Annotated in this window: 17 protein-coding genes; 11 read left to right on the forward strand and 6 right to left on the reverse strand. The window is 64.0% G+C overall.

The annotated features are described in order from the left end of the window. Nucleotides 1–22 precede the first annotated feature (22 nt). A complete protein-coding gene (locus V7Q53_RS12345) occupies nucleotides 23–412 on the reverse strand; it encodes an ArsR/SmtB family transcription factor (RefSeq protein WP_333828911.1) in 390 nt (129 codons plus the stop codon). A 206-nt stretch (nucleotides 413–618) separates the two neighbouring features. Between V7Q53_RS12345 and V7Q53_RS12350 the strand changes: the two genes are divergently transcribed. The 8 genes from V7Q53_RS12350 to V7Q53_RS12385 all read left to right on the forward strand — a co-directional run bounded on the left by V7Q53_RS12350 (nucleotide 619) and on the right by V7Q53_RS12385 (nucleotide 5052). Next, the gene (locus V7Q53_RS12350; protein WP_333828862.1) at nucleotides 619–966 is read left to right on the forward strand and encodes an AtpZ/AtpI family protein; all 348 of its coding nucleotides are present in this window, start codon (nucleotides 619–621) and stop codon (nucleotides 964–966) included. 28 nt (nucleotides 967–994) lie between these two features. Continuing rightward, a complete protein-coding gene (locus V7Q53_RS12355; RefSeq protein ID WP_333828912.1) occupies nucleotides 995–1705 on the forward strand; it encodes a F0F1 ATP synthase subunit A in 711 nt (236 codons plus the stop codon). A gap of 54 nt (nucleotides 1706–1759) precedes the next feature. Further along, entirely contained in the window at nucleotides 1760–1996 is a 237-nt protein-coding gene (locus V7Q53_RS12360; RefSeq protein ID WP_333828863.1) for a F0F1 ATP synthase subunit C, read from the forward strand. Between the two features lie 80 nt (nucleotides 1997–2076). Further along, complete coding sequence (locus V7Q53_RS12365) at nucleotides 2077–2598, forward strand: F0F1 ATP synthase subunit B' (protein ID WP_333828864.1); 522 nt, start codon at nucleotides 2077–2079, stop codon at nucleotides 2596–2598. Then, nucleotides 2595–3158 (forward strand): F0F1 ATP synthase subunit B, encoded by a 564-nt coding sequence (locus tag V7Q53_RS12370; RefSeq protein ID WP_333828865.1) that lies wholly within the window; start codon nucleotides 2595–2597, stop codon nucleotides 3156–3158. The genes V7Q53_RS12365 and V7Q53_RS12370 overlap by 4 nt, the downstream gene beginning before the upstream one ends. Nucleotides 3159–3293: 135 nt before the next feature. Next, nucleotides 3294–4280, forward strand: coding sequence for a sodium-dependent bicarbonate transport family permease (locus tag V7Q53_RS12375; protein WP_333828866.1), 987 nt, complete (start codon nucleotides 3294–3296; stop codon nucleotides 4278–4280). Nucleotides 4281–4283: 3 nt separating this feature from the next. After that, complete coding sequence (locus V7Q53_RS12380) at nucleotides 4284–4595, forward strand: P-II family nitrogen regulator (RefSeq protein ID WP_333828867.1); 312 nt, start codon at nucleotides 4284–4286, stop codon at nucleotides 4593–4595. A gap of 115 nt (nucleotides 4596–4710) precedes the next feature. Continuing rightward, nucleotides 4711–5052 (forward strand): DUF2853 family protein, encoded by a 342-nt coding sequence (locus tag V7Q53_RS12385; protein WP_333828868.1) that lies wholly within the window; start codon nucleotides 4711–4713, stop codon nucleotides 5050–5052. Between the two features lie 184 nt (nucleotides 5053–5236). On the opposite strand, the gene V7Q53_RS12390 is transcribed toward V7Q53_RS12385, so the two are convergent. Then, complete coding sequence (locus V7Q53_RS12390; protein ID WP_333828869.1) at nucleotides 5237–6373, reverse strand: alkane 1-monooxygenase; 1137 nt, start codon at nucleotides 6371–6373, stop codon at nucleotides 5237–5239. 27 nt (nucleotides 6374–6400) lie between these two features. Continuing rightward, nucleotides 6401–7489 carry an A/G-specific adenine glycosylase gene (gene mutY, locus V7Q53_RS12395; protein WP_333828871.1) on the reverse strand — a complete coding sequence of 363 codons (1089 nt, stop codon included), beginning with the start codon at nucleotides 7487–7489 and terminating at the stop codon, nucleotides 6401–6403. A 184-nt stretch (nucleotides 7490–7673) separates the two neighbouring features. Between mutY and V7Q53_RS12400 the strand changes: the two genes are divergently transcribed. The 3 genes from V7Q53_RS12400 to V7Q53_RS12410 are packed head-to-tail and all read left to right on the forward strand — an operon-like array spanning nucleotide 7674 to nucleotide 10018. Further along, nucleotides 7674–8189: a DUF721 domain-containing protein gene (locus tag V7Q53_RS12400; protein ID WP_333828913.1), complete on the forward strand. Its 516-nt coding sequence runs from the start codon at nucleotides 7674–7676 to the stop codon at nucleotides 8187–8189. Between the two features lie 11 nt (nucleotides 8190–8200). Continuing rightward, nucleotides 8201–8893, forward strand: coding sequence for a DsbA family protein (locus V7Q53_RS12405; protein WP_333828873.1), 693 nt, complete (start codon nucleotides 8201–8203; stop codon nucleotides 8891–8893). A 3-nt stretch (nucleotides 8894–8896) separates the two neighbouring features. Further along, nucleotides 8897–10018, forward strand: coding sequence for a CaiB/BaiF CoA transferase family protein (locus V7Q53_RS12410; RefSeq protein WP_333828874.1), 1122 nt, complete (start codon nucleotides 8897–8899; stop codon nucleotides 10016–10018). A 303-nt stretch (nucleotides 10019–10321) separates the two neighbouring features. On the opposite strand, the gene infB is transcribed toward V7Q53_RS12410, so the two are convergent. Genes infB through nusA form a run of 3 tightly spaced genes read right to left on the reverse strand, consistent with a single transcriptional unit; the run spans nucleotide 10322 to nucleotide 15122 of the window. Then, nucleotides 10322–12844: a translation initiation factor IF-2 gene (infB, locus tag V7Q53_RS12415; protein ID WP_333828875.1), complete on the reverse strand. Its 2523-nt coding sequence runs from the start codon at nucleotides 12842–12844 to the stop codon at nucleotides 10322–10324. A gap of 8 nt (nucleotides 12845–12852) precedes the next feature. Next, nucleotides 12853–13485, reverse strand: coding sequence for an RNA-binding protein (locus tag V7Q53_RS12420; protein WP_333828876.1), 633 nt, complete (start codon nucleotides 13483–13485; stop codon nucleotides 12853–12855). An 11-nt stretch (nucleotides 13486–13496) separates the two neighbouring features. Beyond that, on the reverse strand, nucleotides 13497–15122 hold the full coding sequence (gene nusA / locus V7Q53_RS12425) for a transcription termination factor NusA (protein WP_333828877.1): 1626 nt from the start codon (nucleotides 15120–15122) through the stop codon (nucleotides 13497–13499). Nucleotide 15123: the final 1 nt, after the last annotated feature.

The raw sequence follows: 15123 nt of genomic DNA on the forward strand, positions 1-15123 counted from the left end.
CCCCTCTTTGGCTGCGCCAAATTCACCCCCCGGGCGTATTTCCGGCAAGATGAAGCGGGCCCGGCGCGTCTTCAGCCGGGGTGCCGAGTTCGGCTTCAAGAAAGCGCTCGAAATCATCCAGATTGACCGGCTCGAATTGTCCGAAAGCCTGCATCCAGACCGAGGCGGCCTTCAGCGCGTCCGGCTCCAGCTTGCACCACCGCACCCGCCCGCGCTTCTCCTGACTGATCAGCCCGGCCCCCGCCAGAATACCCAGATGCTTGGATACCGCCGCCAGCGACATCGGCAGCGGCTGGGCAACATCGGTGACCGCCATGTCATCTTCCAGCAGCATCGCCAGGATCGCCCGCCGCGTGGGATCGGCAAGCGCCATGAAGATTGTGTCCAGCGGGGCGGTTTCAGGGTTGGTCATGGCGGCACCATGCGCGCGGCTTTGAAATTGGTCAACCATCCGGTTGAATATCCCAGGGGCCACCGCTGATGCCAAAACCACCGCGCGGCACCGAACGAAGAAAAACTTTATCGTTATTTTACAATTTCTTACTAGAAAATCATCGCGCTTGACTCTGCCCCCCCCCGCGCCTAGTTTTCGCCCGACCGTCCTGAGGGGACCATCGCATGTCCGACCCGAATGATCTTGAGCGACTGAGCGCGCTCGACAAGCGGATCGAGCAGATGAAGGCGGCGCATACGCCGCCGCCCCCGAAGGCGGAAAGCCATGTGATGGCGCAGCACGCCTGGCGCATGGTGACAGAGCTTGTCGCCGGTCTTCTGATCGGTCTGGGCATCGGATACGGGCTGGATGCGCTTTTCGGAACGCGGCCCCTGTTTCTGGTGGTGTTTATTTTGCTGGGCTTTGCGGCCGGGATACGCGTGATGATGCGCTCCGCCGCCGAAGTTCAGCGTCAAAGCGAGGAAGAGGCGGTAAAACCCGCCCGGGACCGAGGGGAAAAGGATCGTGGCTGAAGATACCGGCGGTTTTGCCATTCATCCGATGGATCAGTTCATCGTGCGCCCGCTTCTGGGCGGCGATACGGTTGGCATGTTCACCATCACCAATGTGACGTTGTGGATGGCGCTGACTGTTCTGGCGGTGTCGCTGCTGATGGTTGCGGGCAGCCGTGGCCGGGCGCTTGTGCCCACGCGCAGCCAGTCCATTGCCGAAGTGCTCTACACCTTCGTTTACAAGATGGTTGAGGATGTGGCGGGTCATGACGGGGTGAAATACTTCCCCTATATCATGACGCTGTTCATGTTCATCCTGTTCTCGAACCTGCTGGGCCTGCTGCCCTGGGCCTTCACCACCACCTCGCACATCGCGGTGACGGCGGTGCTGGCCATGGCGGTGTTCATCACCGTGACCGTGCTGGGCTTCGTGCTGCACGGCGCAAGCTTTCTCAAGTTGTTCTGGATCACCTCTGCCCCGCTGGCCCTGCGCCCGGTGCTCGCGCTGATCGAGATCATCTCTTACTTCGTGCGCCCGCTCAGCCACTCCATCCGTCTTGCCGGCAACATGATGGCCGGGCATGCGGTGGTGAAGGTGTTTGCGGGTTTTGCCGGGGCGCTGGGGATTTTCGGCATCCTGCCGATCTTCGCGGTCACGGCGGTTTACGGGCTGGAGCTGCTTGTGTCGGTCATCCAGGCCTATGTCTTCACGATCCTGACCTGTGTCTATCTGCGCGACGCGCTGCATCCGCATCACTGACACCGGCTCAGATACTCTTTCTGCCAATTCCAAAAAACGTAAGGAGCTACTGAAATGACTGGCGATATCGTTCAAATGGGTGCGTACATCGGCGCTGGCCTGGCTTGCATGGGCATGGGTGGTGCTGCTGTTGGTGTGGGTAACGTTGCAGGCAACTTCCTTGCCGGCGCACTGCGTAACCCCTCGGCCGCGCCCGGCCAGACCGCGACGCTGTTCATCGGCATCGCATTCGCCGAAGCGCTGGGGATCTTCTCGTTCCTCGTCGCCCTTCTGCTGATGTTCGCCGTCTGATCCTTCAAACCCCGTGATCCTTACGCCCGGATGGTTGCGATTGCAGCCATCCGGCGGATACGGTGACCAAGGAGGACGACATGGAACCTGAAGCTACCGGCGGCGCAGGCATGCCACAACTCGAATTCGCGACCTTCCCCAACCAGATCCTCTGGCTGGTGGTTGCACTTGTCGTGATGTATCTGATCCTGTCGCGCGTGGCGCTGCCCCGGATCGGTTCGGTTCTGGCCGAGCGGACGGGCACCATTGCCAACGATATCGCCGCGGCCGAGACCTACAAGATGCAGGCCGCCGAGGCCGAGGCCGCCTATCACAAGGCGCTTGATGACGCCCGCGTGGCGGCAGCCAAGGTCGTCGAAGAGGCGCGCGCCGAGATCCAGAAGGATCTCGATATCGCGATTGCCAGGGCCGATGCCGAAATCGCCGCGCGCTCAGCCGAATCCGAGCGCCGGATCGGTGAAATCCGCGAAAGCGCGATGGAGGCCGTGACGGTGGTCGCCAGGGACGCGACCAAGGAAATCATGTCGGCTTTCGGTGTCAAAGCCGATGCCCGCTCGGTAACCTCGGCGGTGAATGCGCGGATCAAAGGGGGTGCGGCATGAAACTGCGTCCTGCACTGATTGCGGCACTCGCGGCCAGCCCGGCATTTGCGGCGGTTGAAGGCAAGCCTTTCTTCTCGCTCTACAATACCGACATTGTGGTTGCGATCGGCTTCATCCTCTTCGTCGGCATCCTGATCTATTTCAAGGTGCCGCAGTTGATCAACGGCCTGCTGGACAAGCGCGCCGTCACGATCCGCGCCGAGCTGGAAGAGGCCCGCAAACTGCGCGAAGAGGCGCAGGAACTGCGCGCCTCGTTCGAGCGCAAGAAGGCCGAAGTCAGGGAACAGGCAGACCGGATTGTCGCCAAGGCCAAGGCCGATGCCGAACTGGCCGCCAAACAGGCCCGCGTCGATCTGGAAACCTCGATCACGCGCCGTCTGAAAGCCGCCGATGATCAGATCGCATCGGCCGAGGCTGGCGCCCTGCGCGAGGTCCGCAACAAGGCCGTCGCTGTGGCCGTTGCCGCCGCGGCAGACCTGATCGCCCGGAACCTCGACAAGGATGAAGCGGGCAAACTGATTGATGACTCGATCAGAACAGTCGAAGCCCGGCTTCACTGACCCCGCGAACCACCGAACACGCCCCCGGACCGCAAGGCCCGGGGGCTTTTTGATGCGAAAAGCGCGCGAACCCGCTGGACATCTCGCCGCCGCCCGCTATCTCTTGCGCGCATTCTTGCCCCCGGAACCCGCCCCATGGACCAGATACTTTCGCTCGCCGGGCAAAACCTGCTGTCCCCCGTCATCCTGTGCTTCGTGCTGGGGATGGGGGCGGCGCTTGCGCGTTCTGACCTGACCTTTCCCGAGGCCATCGCCAAGGGCATGTCGCTCTATCTGCTGTTCGCCATCGGCTTCAAGGGCGGGGCCAGCGTGGCCGAGCATGGCGCCGATCTGCGGCTGGGCATGGCGGTGCTGATGGGGCTGGTGCTGTCCCTCCTGCTGCCCTTCGTGGCCTATGCCTTGCTGCGCGGGCTGGCACGCGGTGTTTCGGCCCTGGATGCGGCGGCGGTTGCGGGGCATTACGGCTCCATCTCGATCGTCACCTTCGTCGCCACCTCCACCCTGTTGCAGGCGCGCGGCATCACATTCGAGGGCTATATGGTCGCCGTCGCCGCCGTGATGGAGGCCCCGGCCATCGTGTCGGCGCTGTGGCTGGCGACGCGCAAGGGCAGCGCCTCTGGCAGCAAGATGTCGCCAGACCTCTGGCGCGAGATCCTGCTCAACGGCTCCATCGTGCTGCTGCTGGGCGCTTTCGCCATCGGCTGGATCACGGGCGAGCGCGGGTTGAATGAAATTGCGCCGCTGATCGTGACGCCTTTCAAAGGTGTGCTGTGCCTGTTCCTGCTGGACATGGGGATCGTCGCGGGCCGGGGCCTGCGTAATTCGCGCGGCGTCATCACGCCGGGAGTACTGGCCTTCGGCATCCTGATGCCGCTGACCGGCGCGGCCTTCGGCGCGCTGGCCGGTCTGGCACTTGGCCTTTCGGCGGGCGGGCTGGCGGTGATGATGGTGCTGGCGGCCTCGGCCTCCTACATCGCGGTTCCGGCGGCGATGCGCGTGGCCCTGCCCCGTGCGAACCCAGCGCTGTACCTGACGCTGGCGCTTGCCATCACCTTCCCTTTCAACCTGACGCTGGGCATTCCGCTGTATATGGCGCTGGCCAGCACCCTTACCGGAGGCTGAGCCATGAAGATGCACGAGGCCAAGCGCGTTGAAATCATGATCGAGGCGGTGATGGAAAGTCAGATCACCCGTAGCCTGTCGGCGGCCGGGGTCACCGGCTTTACCATCCTGCCGGTGCTCGGCGGTTCGGGCCGTTCAGGGCAATGGACACGCGAAGGCGGCGTCGGTCGCGCCAGCGGCATGATCGCCGTGATCTGCCTGATCGCCCCCGCCCGGCTGGACCACCTGCTTGAAACGCTGTTTCCCCTGCTGAACGACCATATCGGCGTGGTCAGCGTGACCGACACCCATATTCTGCGTGCCGAACGCTTCTGAACCGGCGAAATCCCCCTTGCGGGAAGATTTATCCCTTGTCGCACGTCAAACTTGCTTCCTAAACTCGGGCCGTGCGGCACACATGATGCCCGCCACCAGTGAAGGAGTAATGAATATGGGACGTCGCGACGAACTGATTGCCCGCTTTGCCGAGGATCTGCGCAGCAAATGCGGGATCGAGCCTGATATGGATCTGTTGACCAAGGTTACCATTGGCTGCGGCCCCTCCATCTATGACGCCGACGCCGCCACCGTGGCATCCTCTCAGCCCGGTGAACTGGAGACCGTCAAGAAAAGCTATCTTATCAAGAAGCTGGGTCTGTCCGACAGCCCCGCACTGGATGAGGCAATCAACGCCGTGATCGAAGCCTATGGCCGCTCAGAGCGCAACAAATACCGCCCGGTGGTTTACTACATGCTGTGCAGGCATTTCGGCAAGGAAAGCGCCTACGCCTGACCACCGCGCGCCTATTGCATAAAATCCCACATACTCGCCCTTTGCCTCACGGTGCTGATTCTGGCATCTTCGGCACATGGGCCAGAACGGCCCGGAACAGATACCGAATTCCCGTGGGTAGTGCGAAGGGGCACGTGGGGGATGATGGGGGTTCCGGGCAACCGGGGCCCCCATTTCCCATTCTTCAGGAAGCGCCGCGCGGCATTGGCGTAGTCCCCGCCTTATAGGCCGACCAATCGCGGATATCAGGGTAAAACTGCCGCCGCCAAGCCCGCACGCGCGGGTTCATCACCCGCCGCCATAGCGGCGGCACCACCGCCAGCGCCACCAGCGCCGGGTAACCGAAGGGCAGTTGCGGCGCCTCTTCGTCTGAATAGGTCTGCAACAGCGGAAAGCGGCGGTCGGGCTTATAATGATGATCTGAATGGCGCTGCAGGTTGATCAGCAACCAGTTTGACGCCCGGTGCGCAGCGTTCCAGCTATGGCGCGGCAGGACATGCTCATAGCGCCCCTCGCCCAGATAGCGCCGCGTCAGCCCGTAATGCTCGATGTAATTGGTCACCTCCAGATGCAGGATGGCGATAAAGGCCTGCCAGACGAACAGCGCCAGCCCCGCCCAACCGCCGATCCAGAAGGCCAGCGCCAGAAACCCGGCCTGCAACACCGCGTAAAGCCAGAACGGGTTGGACAGGTGCCAGATACCCCGCCCCCTGCGCTTCAGCATTACTCCCTCTGCACGCCAGGCCGATCCCGGGCTGCTTGTCAGCACGCGCAGGAAAAAGCGCCAGAACCCCTCATTGTAGCGCGCGCTCACCGGGTCACGGGGGGTGCCGACATAGCGATGATGCACCTGCAGATGCTCAGACCGGAAATGGCTGTAGAGCACCGAGGCGAGCAGCAGATCGCCCAGCCAGCGCTCTGCCCGGTTCTTCTGATGCAACAGTTCATGCGCATAAACGATCCCCACCGCGCCCGAGGCCACGCCAATGCCGTAGAACAGGATAATCAGCTCATGCACCGCCAGATGACCGCTGGCACTGACCCACCACAAGGTGCCGAAAATCAGCGCCAGCTGCACCGGCAGCCAGATCAGCGTGATCAGCCGATACCAGAACAGCTCGGTCACCGGGGTTTCGGTATCGGGGTTTTCGACGTTGAGGCCGGTGATGTAATCCAAAAGCGTTATCATGCCGATACCGTAGAGCGGCGGCAGGGCCAGCCACCAGCCGCCCCATGCCGCCCCCGCCGCAATCAGCGGCACAAAGACCAGCGACAGCCAGAACGGCAGGGCGGCAGCGATACGGGCAGGGTCACGGGGCACGGGGCAACTCCTTGCAATTGGCGCAGGTTATCGCAACGGCGCGCCGCCTCCAATATCCCCAAATGCCGCAAGCGCGTGATCCCAGCATTTGCGCATCAGTGTGGGCAGCGCGCCGGGGTCAAAGTCAGCGCGGAACTGCCCGCGCCCGGCCTCGGCCTGCGGCCCCACCTCGGCAATGGCAACCTGCAGGGACAGGTGGAAATGGGTGAAGGTATGGCGCACCGTGCCGGGCGTCAGGCGCCAGTCGGCGGCAAGGGGCGGGGCGGGCGTGGGGGTCTGCGCAGCATCAGGCCAGTCGGTGCCGGGCCAGCCCGGCATCCCGCCCAGCAGGCCACGCGGCGGACGGGTCTCCAACAGCAGCGCGCCATCGCTGCGCCGGGCGATATAGGCAAGTCCATGGCGCTGCGGTTTGGCGGCCTTGGGGGCCTTGGCGGGCAGTTGCGCGGCGATCCCCAACGCCTGCGCGTGACAGAACCCCTGCACCGGGCAGGCCGCACAATCCGGGCTGCGCGGGGTGCAGACGGTGGCGCCCAGATCCATCATCGCCTGCGCAAAATCGCCAGGCCGCCGCTGCGGTGTCAGCCGCGCCGCAAGTTCCGCCAGACGCGGGCGTGAACGCGGCAGGGGCGCGGTTTCAGCAAAAAGCCGGGCCACCACCCGCTCGACATTGCCATCCACCACCGTTTCAGGCGCATCATAGGCGATCGCCGCAATCGCCGCCGAGGTATAGGTTCCGATCCCCGGCAAGGCCTGCAATGCCTTGCGGTCATGCGGAAATTCGCCGCCTGCCGCCGCAACCGCGCGCGCGCAGACGATCAGGTTCCGGGCGCGGGCGTAGTAGCCCAGCCCGGCCCATTCGGCCAGCACCTCAGCCTCAGGCGCGGCGGCAAGAGCGTGGACATCCGGCCAGCGCGCGGTGAACCGATGGAAGTAATCGCGCACCGTCGCCACGGTTGTCTGCTGCAACATCACCTCGGACAGCCACACGCGATACGGGTCAGCGCGCGCCCCCGCTGCCCGCGCAGCCGGGCTCACCCGCCATGGCAGAACCCGCGCCGCGCCGTCATACCAGCGCAGCAACGCGGCCGCGCAGGCGGGTCCGTCAATTTCCCTCATTCGTGTCACACATTCGCGCGAGTCCTGCCCCCCGGCCACTGGCCATGCCAGCCGAAAGGGGTAAGATAGCGCGTAACCGCCGCAAGGCACCAGTCACGGCTTCAAACTGCGGGTTCATCCGATGTCCGACCCTTCCGATCCCGGCAAGCCGATCCCGTTCCGGCCGTCCAGCAAGCCCCGGCGGATGCGCGGTTTTGAACCGGCTGCGGGCCTGTTGCGTGAGCCGATTCGCAAGGCAGGTGAAACCCGCGGCTTTGCCATCACCCGCCTGCTGACCCACTGGCCCGAGATCGCCGGGCGCGATCTGGCCGAGCTGTGCCGCCCGGTCAAGGTGGGCTATGGCAAGGGCGGGCTGGGCGCCACGCTCACCGTGCTGGCTTCGGGCGCTGCCGCGCCCTTGGTACAGATGCAACTCCCCGCGCTGAAGGAGCGGGTGAACGCCTGCTACGGCTATGCCGCCATCTCCCGCGTGCAGGTAACCCAGACCGCCGCGCAGGGCTTTGCCGAGGCGCAGACACCCTTTACCAACCCCAATATCGCCGCCCCCTCGCCCCAGGCTCTGAGCCGGGCGCGGCAGGTGGTCGGCACCCTCACCGACGGCGTGGGCGACAACGGGCTGAAAGAAGCCCTAGAGCGCCTTGCCGAAAACGTTCTGACACGAAAAAAAGGCATCGGCGGCCATAAGCCGGTGATCGAATGAGAGGATAAAGAATGCAGAAGAACATGCTGATCATCAGCGCCGCCGTCGTGGCGGTTGCGGTGGGGGGCTATGCCTTCCTCAGCGGCAACCGCGCGGCGGATACCACGCCCGGCGTGACCGAGTTCACGGCGCAAAGCAGCCAGTCGGCCACCGATGCGACCGAGGCACCCGATGTCTCGCAGGTGGTGGAAATGAGCATGGGGAACCCCGATGCGCCGGTGACGATTGTCGAATATTCCTCGTTCACCTGCCCACATTGCGCGAATTTCAATCAGGGCGTCTATAACCAGATCATCGAGAATTACGTCGATACCGATCAGGTCCATTACATCAAACGCGAAGTCTATTTCGACGCCTATGGCCTCTGGGCGGCACTGGTCGCGCGTTGCGGCGGGGCTGAGCGCTACCATGGCATCGCCGAAATGCTCTACAGTGAACAGCGGGACTGGGCAGGCGCGCAGGACGGCGCACAGGTTGCCAGCAACCTGCGCCGCATCGGCCGCCGCGCCGGAATGAGCGATGACCAGCTCAACGCCTGTCTTGCAGACCGCGACATGGCCACCGCGCTGATGGAGGTTTACCGCGTGAATGCGGAACGCCACGGCATCCGCTCCACGCCGTCATTCGTGATCAATGACCGGCTCTACAGCAACATGAGCTATGCCGAGTTCGAAACGGCGATCGCCAACGCGGGCGGGCAGTAATCCATGAGCGCGAAACCATTGTCGGGCGTGCGGGTGATCGAACTTGCGCGCATTCTTGCCGGCCCCTGGGCCGGGCAGACCCTGGCCGATCTGGGCGCCGAGGTGATCAAGGTCGAAGCGCCCGAGGGCGACGATACCCGCCGCTGGGGCCCGCCCTTCATTGACCGCGAAGGGGAGCCTGTCGCCGCCTATTTCCACGCCGCCAACCGTGGGAAACGTTCGGTCATCGCCGATTTCCGCACCGCTGAAGGGCAGGAAAAGGTGCGCGCGCTGGTGGCGGATGCGGATGTCGTCATCGAGAATTTCAAGGTCGGCGGGCTGAAGAAGTACGGGCTGGATTACGCGAGCCTCGCGCAGCTCAACCCGCGACTGATCTATTGCTCGATCACCGGCTTCGGGCAGGACGGGCCCTATGCCCATCGCGCAGGCTATGACTATATCATTCAGGGCATGTCCGGGCTGATGTCGATCACCGGCCCGGTTGAGGGCGAGCCGCACCGCGTTGGTGTCGCGGTGACCGACCTGTTCACCGGGGTCTACGGCGCCACCGCCATTCTGGCCGCGCTGCATGAGCGCCACAGCACCGGGCGCGGCGCGCATCTGGACCTGAGTCTGATGGATTCGGCGGTTTCGGTCATGGCCAATCAGGCGATGAACTACCTGACAACCGGAACAGCGCCAGGGCGCACGGGGAATATCCACCCCAATCTGGTGCCCTATCAGGTGTTTGAATGCGCTGACGGGCATATCATCATCGCAACCGGCAACGATTCCCAGTACCATCGCCTCTGCGGTCTGCTGGGTCTGGCAGAGCTGATCACCCATCCCGATTACCTGATCAATGCTGACCGCGTAAAGAACCGCGCCGCCCTGTCCGACGCACTGAGCGCCGCCACCCGGACCCGCACCAAGGCCGACCTGCTTGCCGCCTGCGAGGCACAGGGCGTTCCCGCCGGGCCGATCAACACGATGGACGAGGTCTTTGCCGACCCGCAGGTCATCGCGCGCGGGATGGCGCTGGATCTGGGAAGCATGAAAGGGGTGCGCTCGCCCTTCGTGATCGACGGTGAGCGCTGCGCCTCTGACCTTCCCGCCCCGGTCCTTGGTGAAGCTGACCGCGGCTGAGACTGCACCCCAACCGGGCGAAGGGCGCGTGCGCGCCCTTCAGGGGGCTTTGCCCCCCTCTTGGCCTGCGGCCAATTCACCCCCCAGCGTATTTCCGGCAAGATGAAGGGGCGCGCGGCGCTTCTCATTCACCTGTTCAGAAATATCCCGGGGGAGTCCCTTCTGCGCAGCAGAAGGGACGGGGGCAGCGCCCCCGGCGCCGCGCAGCGGCAACCAAACAGGCTTCTGCGCAAGCAGGCATTCCGGAAACGAAAAAGAGCCGGATCGCTCCGGCCCTTTTCTTCGAATCTGTCTTGGCAGCGATCAGCTGAGGTTGCGCTCGAAAATCTCGCGCTCGAAAATCTCGATGACATCGCCGGGGCGGATATCGTCGTAATTCTCGAAGGCCATACCGCATTCCTGACCCGAGATGACTTCTTTCACCTCGTCCTTGAAGCGCTTCAGCGTCTTCAGCGTGCCTTCGTGGACAACCACGTTGTCGCGCAGCAGGCGCACCCCGGCAGACCGACGGGCGACGCCCTCGGTAACCAGACAGCCCGCAACCTTGCCGACGCCAGAAACCTTGAAGACTTCCTTGATCGCGGCATAGCCGATGAACTTTTCGCGCACTTCGTCCTTCAGAAGGCCCGATGCCGCCGCCTTGATGTCGTCGATCAGGTCATAGATGATCGAGTAATAGCGGATCTCCACGCCTTTTTGCTGCGCGGCGTTGCGGGCCGTCGCATTGGCGCGAACGTTGAAGCCGATGATCGGCGCGCCCGATGCTTCGGCAAGGCCCACATCCGAATCCGAGATGGCGCCCACGCCGTAATGCAGCACGCGCACGCGCACCTCGTCGTTGCCGACCTTCTCCAGCGCCTGAACAATCGCTTCGGCGGAGCCCTGCACATCGGCCTTCACCAGCACCGCCAGCTCGGACACGTCCTTGTCGGCCTTGGCGCGTGCCATCAGCTGTTCCAGCGTCGTGGCAGCACCGGCAGCGGCGCGTTTGTCCTTGGCGGCCTGCTCGCGGTAGTCAGCGATTTCGCGCGCCTGCGCTTCGGTTTCCACCACGTTCAGCACATCGCCTGCTTCCGGCGTGCCGTTCAGGCCAAGCACTTCAACCGGCACCGAAGGCCCGGCTTCGTCGACGCGCTCGCCCTTGTCATCGATCAGCGCGCGCACCTTGCCCCACTGCTCGCCGACGACAAAGATATCGCCTTTGCGCAGGGTGCCATACTGTACCAGCACGGTGGCCACAGGGCCACGGCCGACGTCAAGCTTGGCTTCGATCACCGCACCCATCGCCGCGCGGTCAGGGTTGGCTTTCAGTTCCAGAATCTCGGCCTGCAGCGCGATGGCTTCCAGCAGCGAATCAAGCCCCTTGCCGGTGATTGCCGAAACCTCGACATCCTGCACATCGCCCGACATCGCCTCGACCACGACCTCATGCTGCAGCAACTGGGTGCGTACGCGGTTGGGGTCAGCCGAAGGTTTGTCGCATTTGTTGATCGCCACGATCATCGGCACCTTGGCGGCCTTGGCATGGTTGATCGCCTCGATGGTCTGCGGCATGACCGAATCATCGGCAGCCACCACCAGCACCACAATATCGGTGACATGCGCACCGCGCGCCCGCATCGACGTGAAGGCGGCGTGGCCCGGCGTGTCGAGGAAGGTCAGCACGGCCCCGGAATCGGTCTGCACCTGATAGGCGCCGATATGCTGGGTGATGCCCCCCGCCTCGCCCGAGACAACGCTGGTTTTGCGAATCGCATCCAGAAGCGAGGTTTTGCCGTGGTCGACATGGCCCATGATGGTGATGATCGGCGGGCGCGGTTTGAGGGTCTCGGACGCATCCTCGACCTTGTCGATCACCTGCTCCACATCGGCATCCGACACACGCAGAACCTTGTGGCCGAATTCCTCGATCACAAGCTCGGCCGTATCGGCGTCGATCGTTTCATTCATGGCGACCATCATGCCCATCTTCATGAGCGACTTGACGACATCGGCGGCGCGTTCGGCCATCCGGTTGGCAAGTTCCTGAACGACAATGGTTTCCGGCAGGCGCACTTCGCGCACCTGCTTTTCAGACTTCTGGCCCAGACCCAGCGCCTTGGCGCGGGCCTTTTCCTGCTTGCGCTTCATCGCAGCCATGCTGCGCTGGCGCCCGCCTTCGCCTTCCAGTGCGGCGGAGAGGGTCAGCTTGCCGGCGCGGCGGCCACCATCTTCGCGCACCTTCCGCGAATCGCGCTCTTCGCGCTCACGCTCGGATTTGCGCGGGCCGGGCGTGGCAGCGGGCTTGTTGGGCGAGCCGCGGTCAGCAGGCGCAGGGCGCTCAGCCTTGGGGGCCGGTGCAGCGGCAGGCGCGGGCTCGGCGGTCTTGGCCACAGCGGCGGCTTCGGCGGCAACGCGGGCCGCGTCTTCTTCTTCGCGGGCCTTGCGTGCGGCTTCGCGCTCACGCTCCTCGCGCTCACGCGCTTCGATATCGGCGCGGCGGCGCTCGCGCTCTTCCTCGCGCAGGCGTTCTTCTTCAGCGCGCGCGACAGCCTCATCGGCTTCACGCGCCTTGGCGGCGCGCACAGCGGCAAGACGGCGGTCCATCTCGGCGTCGGAAATCCCGGCCGGGCGGCGGGTCGGACCCGCGCCAGGGCCTTGCGGCTTATTGGTATTGGTTGCCCCGGCGCCAGCGCCAGTCGCACCCGGCTTGGGCACAACAACGCGCTTGCGTTTGGTTTCGACCACAACAGCCTTTGTCCGCCCGTGGCTGAAGCTCTGCTTCACCTGACCGGGAGTCGAACCGCCGCGCAGCCCAAGGGGTTTTTTACCGTCTGTATCGCTCATGCGTCTCGTCAATCCTCTCCGGCGACCAATACGCCGATCTGCCCGCGCATCCGCGCAAGCTTTGCCGCTTCCTCTACTACACGCACGGTCAGACCGCCAGCGGCAAGCGCGGCATGTATCACATGTTCCCGACCGAAAGCCAAACCCAATTCCTGCGCCGAAAGGCAGGTTATGTGACGGTCCTGCCCTTCAGGCGGGCGCAGCTTGGTTTTGCCCCGTGCCGAGCCGTCATGCGCCTGTATCAGTATCCGCGCATCACCGCGCGCGAGCCAGTCGCGCACCTTCTCATAGCCACCCACCGCATGCCCTGATTTACGCGCCAGCGAGATCAGGTCAATGACCCGCCGCGTCAACAAATCATGCACCAGATCAGGAAACTCGTCTGGTATATGAACCGGCTGGCGGGCGGCGCGGGCGAAAAGCTTGCGTTTTACCGCCTGCTCCAGCGCCCCCCGGTCAGCCGAAACCCAGATCCCGCGGCCCGGCAGCTTGCCCGCCAGATCCGGCACCACCATCCCGTCAGGGCCGATCACAAACCGGATCAGCCCCCCGATCGGCTGGCTTTCGCCGGTCACGATGCAGCGCCGTTCGGGGCTGTCCGTTTCGTCCAGCGTGTCTTTCGCCCTGCCGCCGCGGGTCATGGTCCGGTTCCTTACGCCTGCGCCTCAGCTTCCGAATCATCCTCTGATTCGGCCTCTTCGGCCTCGTCCTTTTCCAGATCGGCCGGGTCAACCCAGCCGAGCATCACGCGCGCTGTCATGATCAGCCGCTGCGCTTCTTCGAGGCTCATCTCGAAGGGCTCCAGCACACCGTCGTCCTTGACGCGCTGACCATCCGCCATGGTCCAGCCACCGGCCAGTTCCCAGTCGGCGCAGGTGGCGAAATCTTCCAGCGTCTTGACGTCGTCCTTGGCCAGCGCCTCAAGCATCTGCGGGGTCAGCCCCTCAAAGTTGATCAGGCTGTCCTCGGCGCCCAGCGCGCGGGCACTTTCCAGCGCGGCGGTGCTGATCGCCTCCAGCCGGTCACGGGCACGGGCCTGCAACTCACTGGCGGTGTCCGCATCGAAACCGTCGATCGACAGCAGCTCGTCAAGCTCGACATAAGCGACTTCTTCAAGATCGGTAAAGCCTTCGGCCACCAGAAGCTGCGCCATCATCTCATCGACATCCAGCTCATCCATGAAGAGCTTGGTGCGCAGGGCAAATTCGGCCTGACGGCGTGCGGCCTCATCGCTTTCGGTCATGATATCGATGTCCAGCCCGGTCAGCTGGCTTGCCAGCCGCACGTTCTGGCCGCGACGGCCGATTGCCAATGAAAGCTGCTCATCGGGCACCACCACTTCGATGCGGCCCGCATCCTCGTCGATCACCACCTTGGAGACCTCGGCGGGCTGCAGCGCGTTCACCAGGAAGGTCGCCTGATCCTCATTCCACGGAATGATATCAATCTTCTCGCCCTGAAGCTCATTCACCACGGCCTGCACACGGCTGCCGCGCATCCCCACACAGGCACCCACCGGGTCGATGGAGCCGTCATAGGAAATCACGGCAATCTTGGCGCGCGAACCGGGGTCACGGGCGACGGCCTTGATCTCGATGATGCCATCATAGATTTCCGGCACTTCCATCTTGAACAGCTCGGCCATGAACTCAGGCGCGGTGCGCGACAGGAACACCTGCGGCCCGCGCGCCTCGCGGCGCACATCCTTGATGAAGCAGCGGATACGGTCGTTCGGGCGATAGCTTTCGCGGCCGATCTTCTCGTTGCGGCGCAGAATGCCTTCGCCACGGCCGATATCGACGATGATATTGCCGTATTCCTCGCGGCGGACGACCCCGTTGATGATCGTGCCCGCGCGGTCCCTGAATTCCTCATACTGGCGGTCACGCTCAGCTTCGCGGACCTTTTGCAGGATCACCTGCTTGGCCGATTGCGCGGCGATGCGGCCCAGTTCGACCGGCGGCACCTCTTCGCGCAGCTCATTGCCGATCTGGGGGTCGGTCAGATGCGCCTTGGCCTGCTCAACCGTCAGCTGGGAGTGGTGATTTTCAAATTCCTCATCGGCCACAACCGTGCGCACGCGGGTAAAGCTGGCGCGGCCGGTCTTGCGGTCGATATGAACGCGGATGTCCATATCCGCGCCGTAACGCGACTTTGCCGCCCGCGCGAGGCTTTCTTCCATCGCCTGTACGACCAGTTCCGGGTCGATCAGCTTTTCACGCGCCACAGCCTCGGCGGTCTGCAACAGCTCCAGCTGGTTTGCACTGGTAATGGCCATG

Source organism: Pararhodobacter sp., from assembly GCF_036802785.1.
Classification (GTDB): domain Bacteria; phylum Pseudomonadota; class Alphaproteobacteria; order Rhodobacterales; family Rhodobacteraceae; genus Pararhodobacter.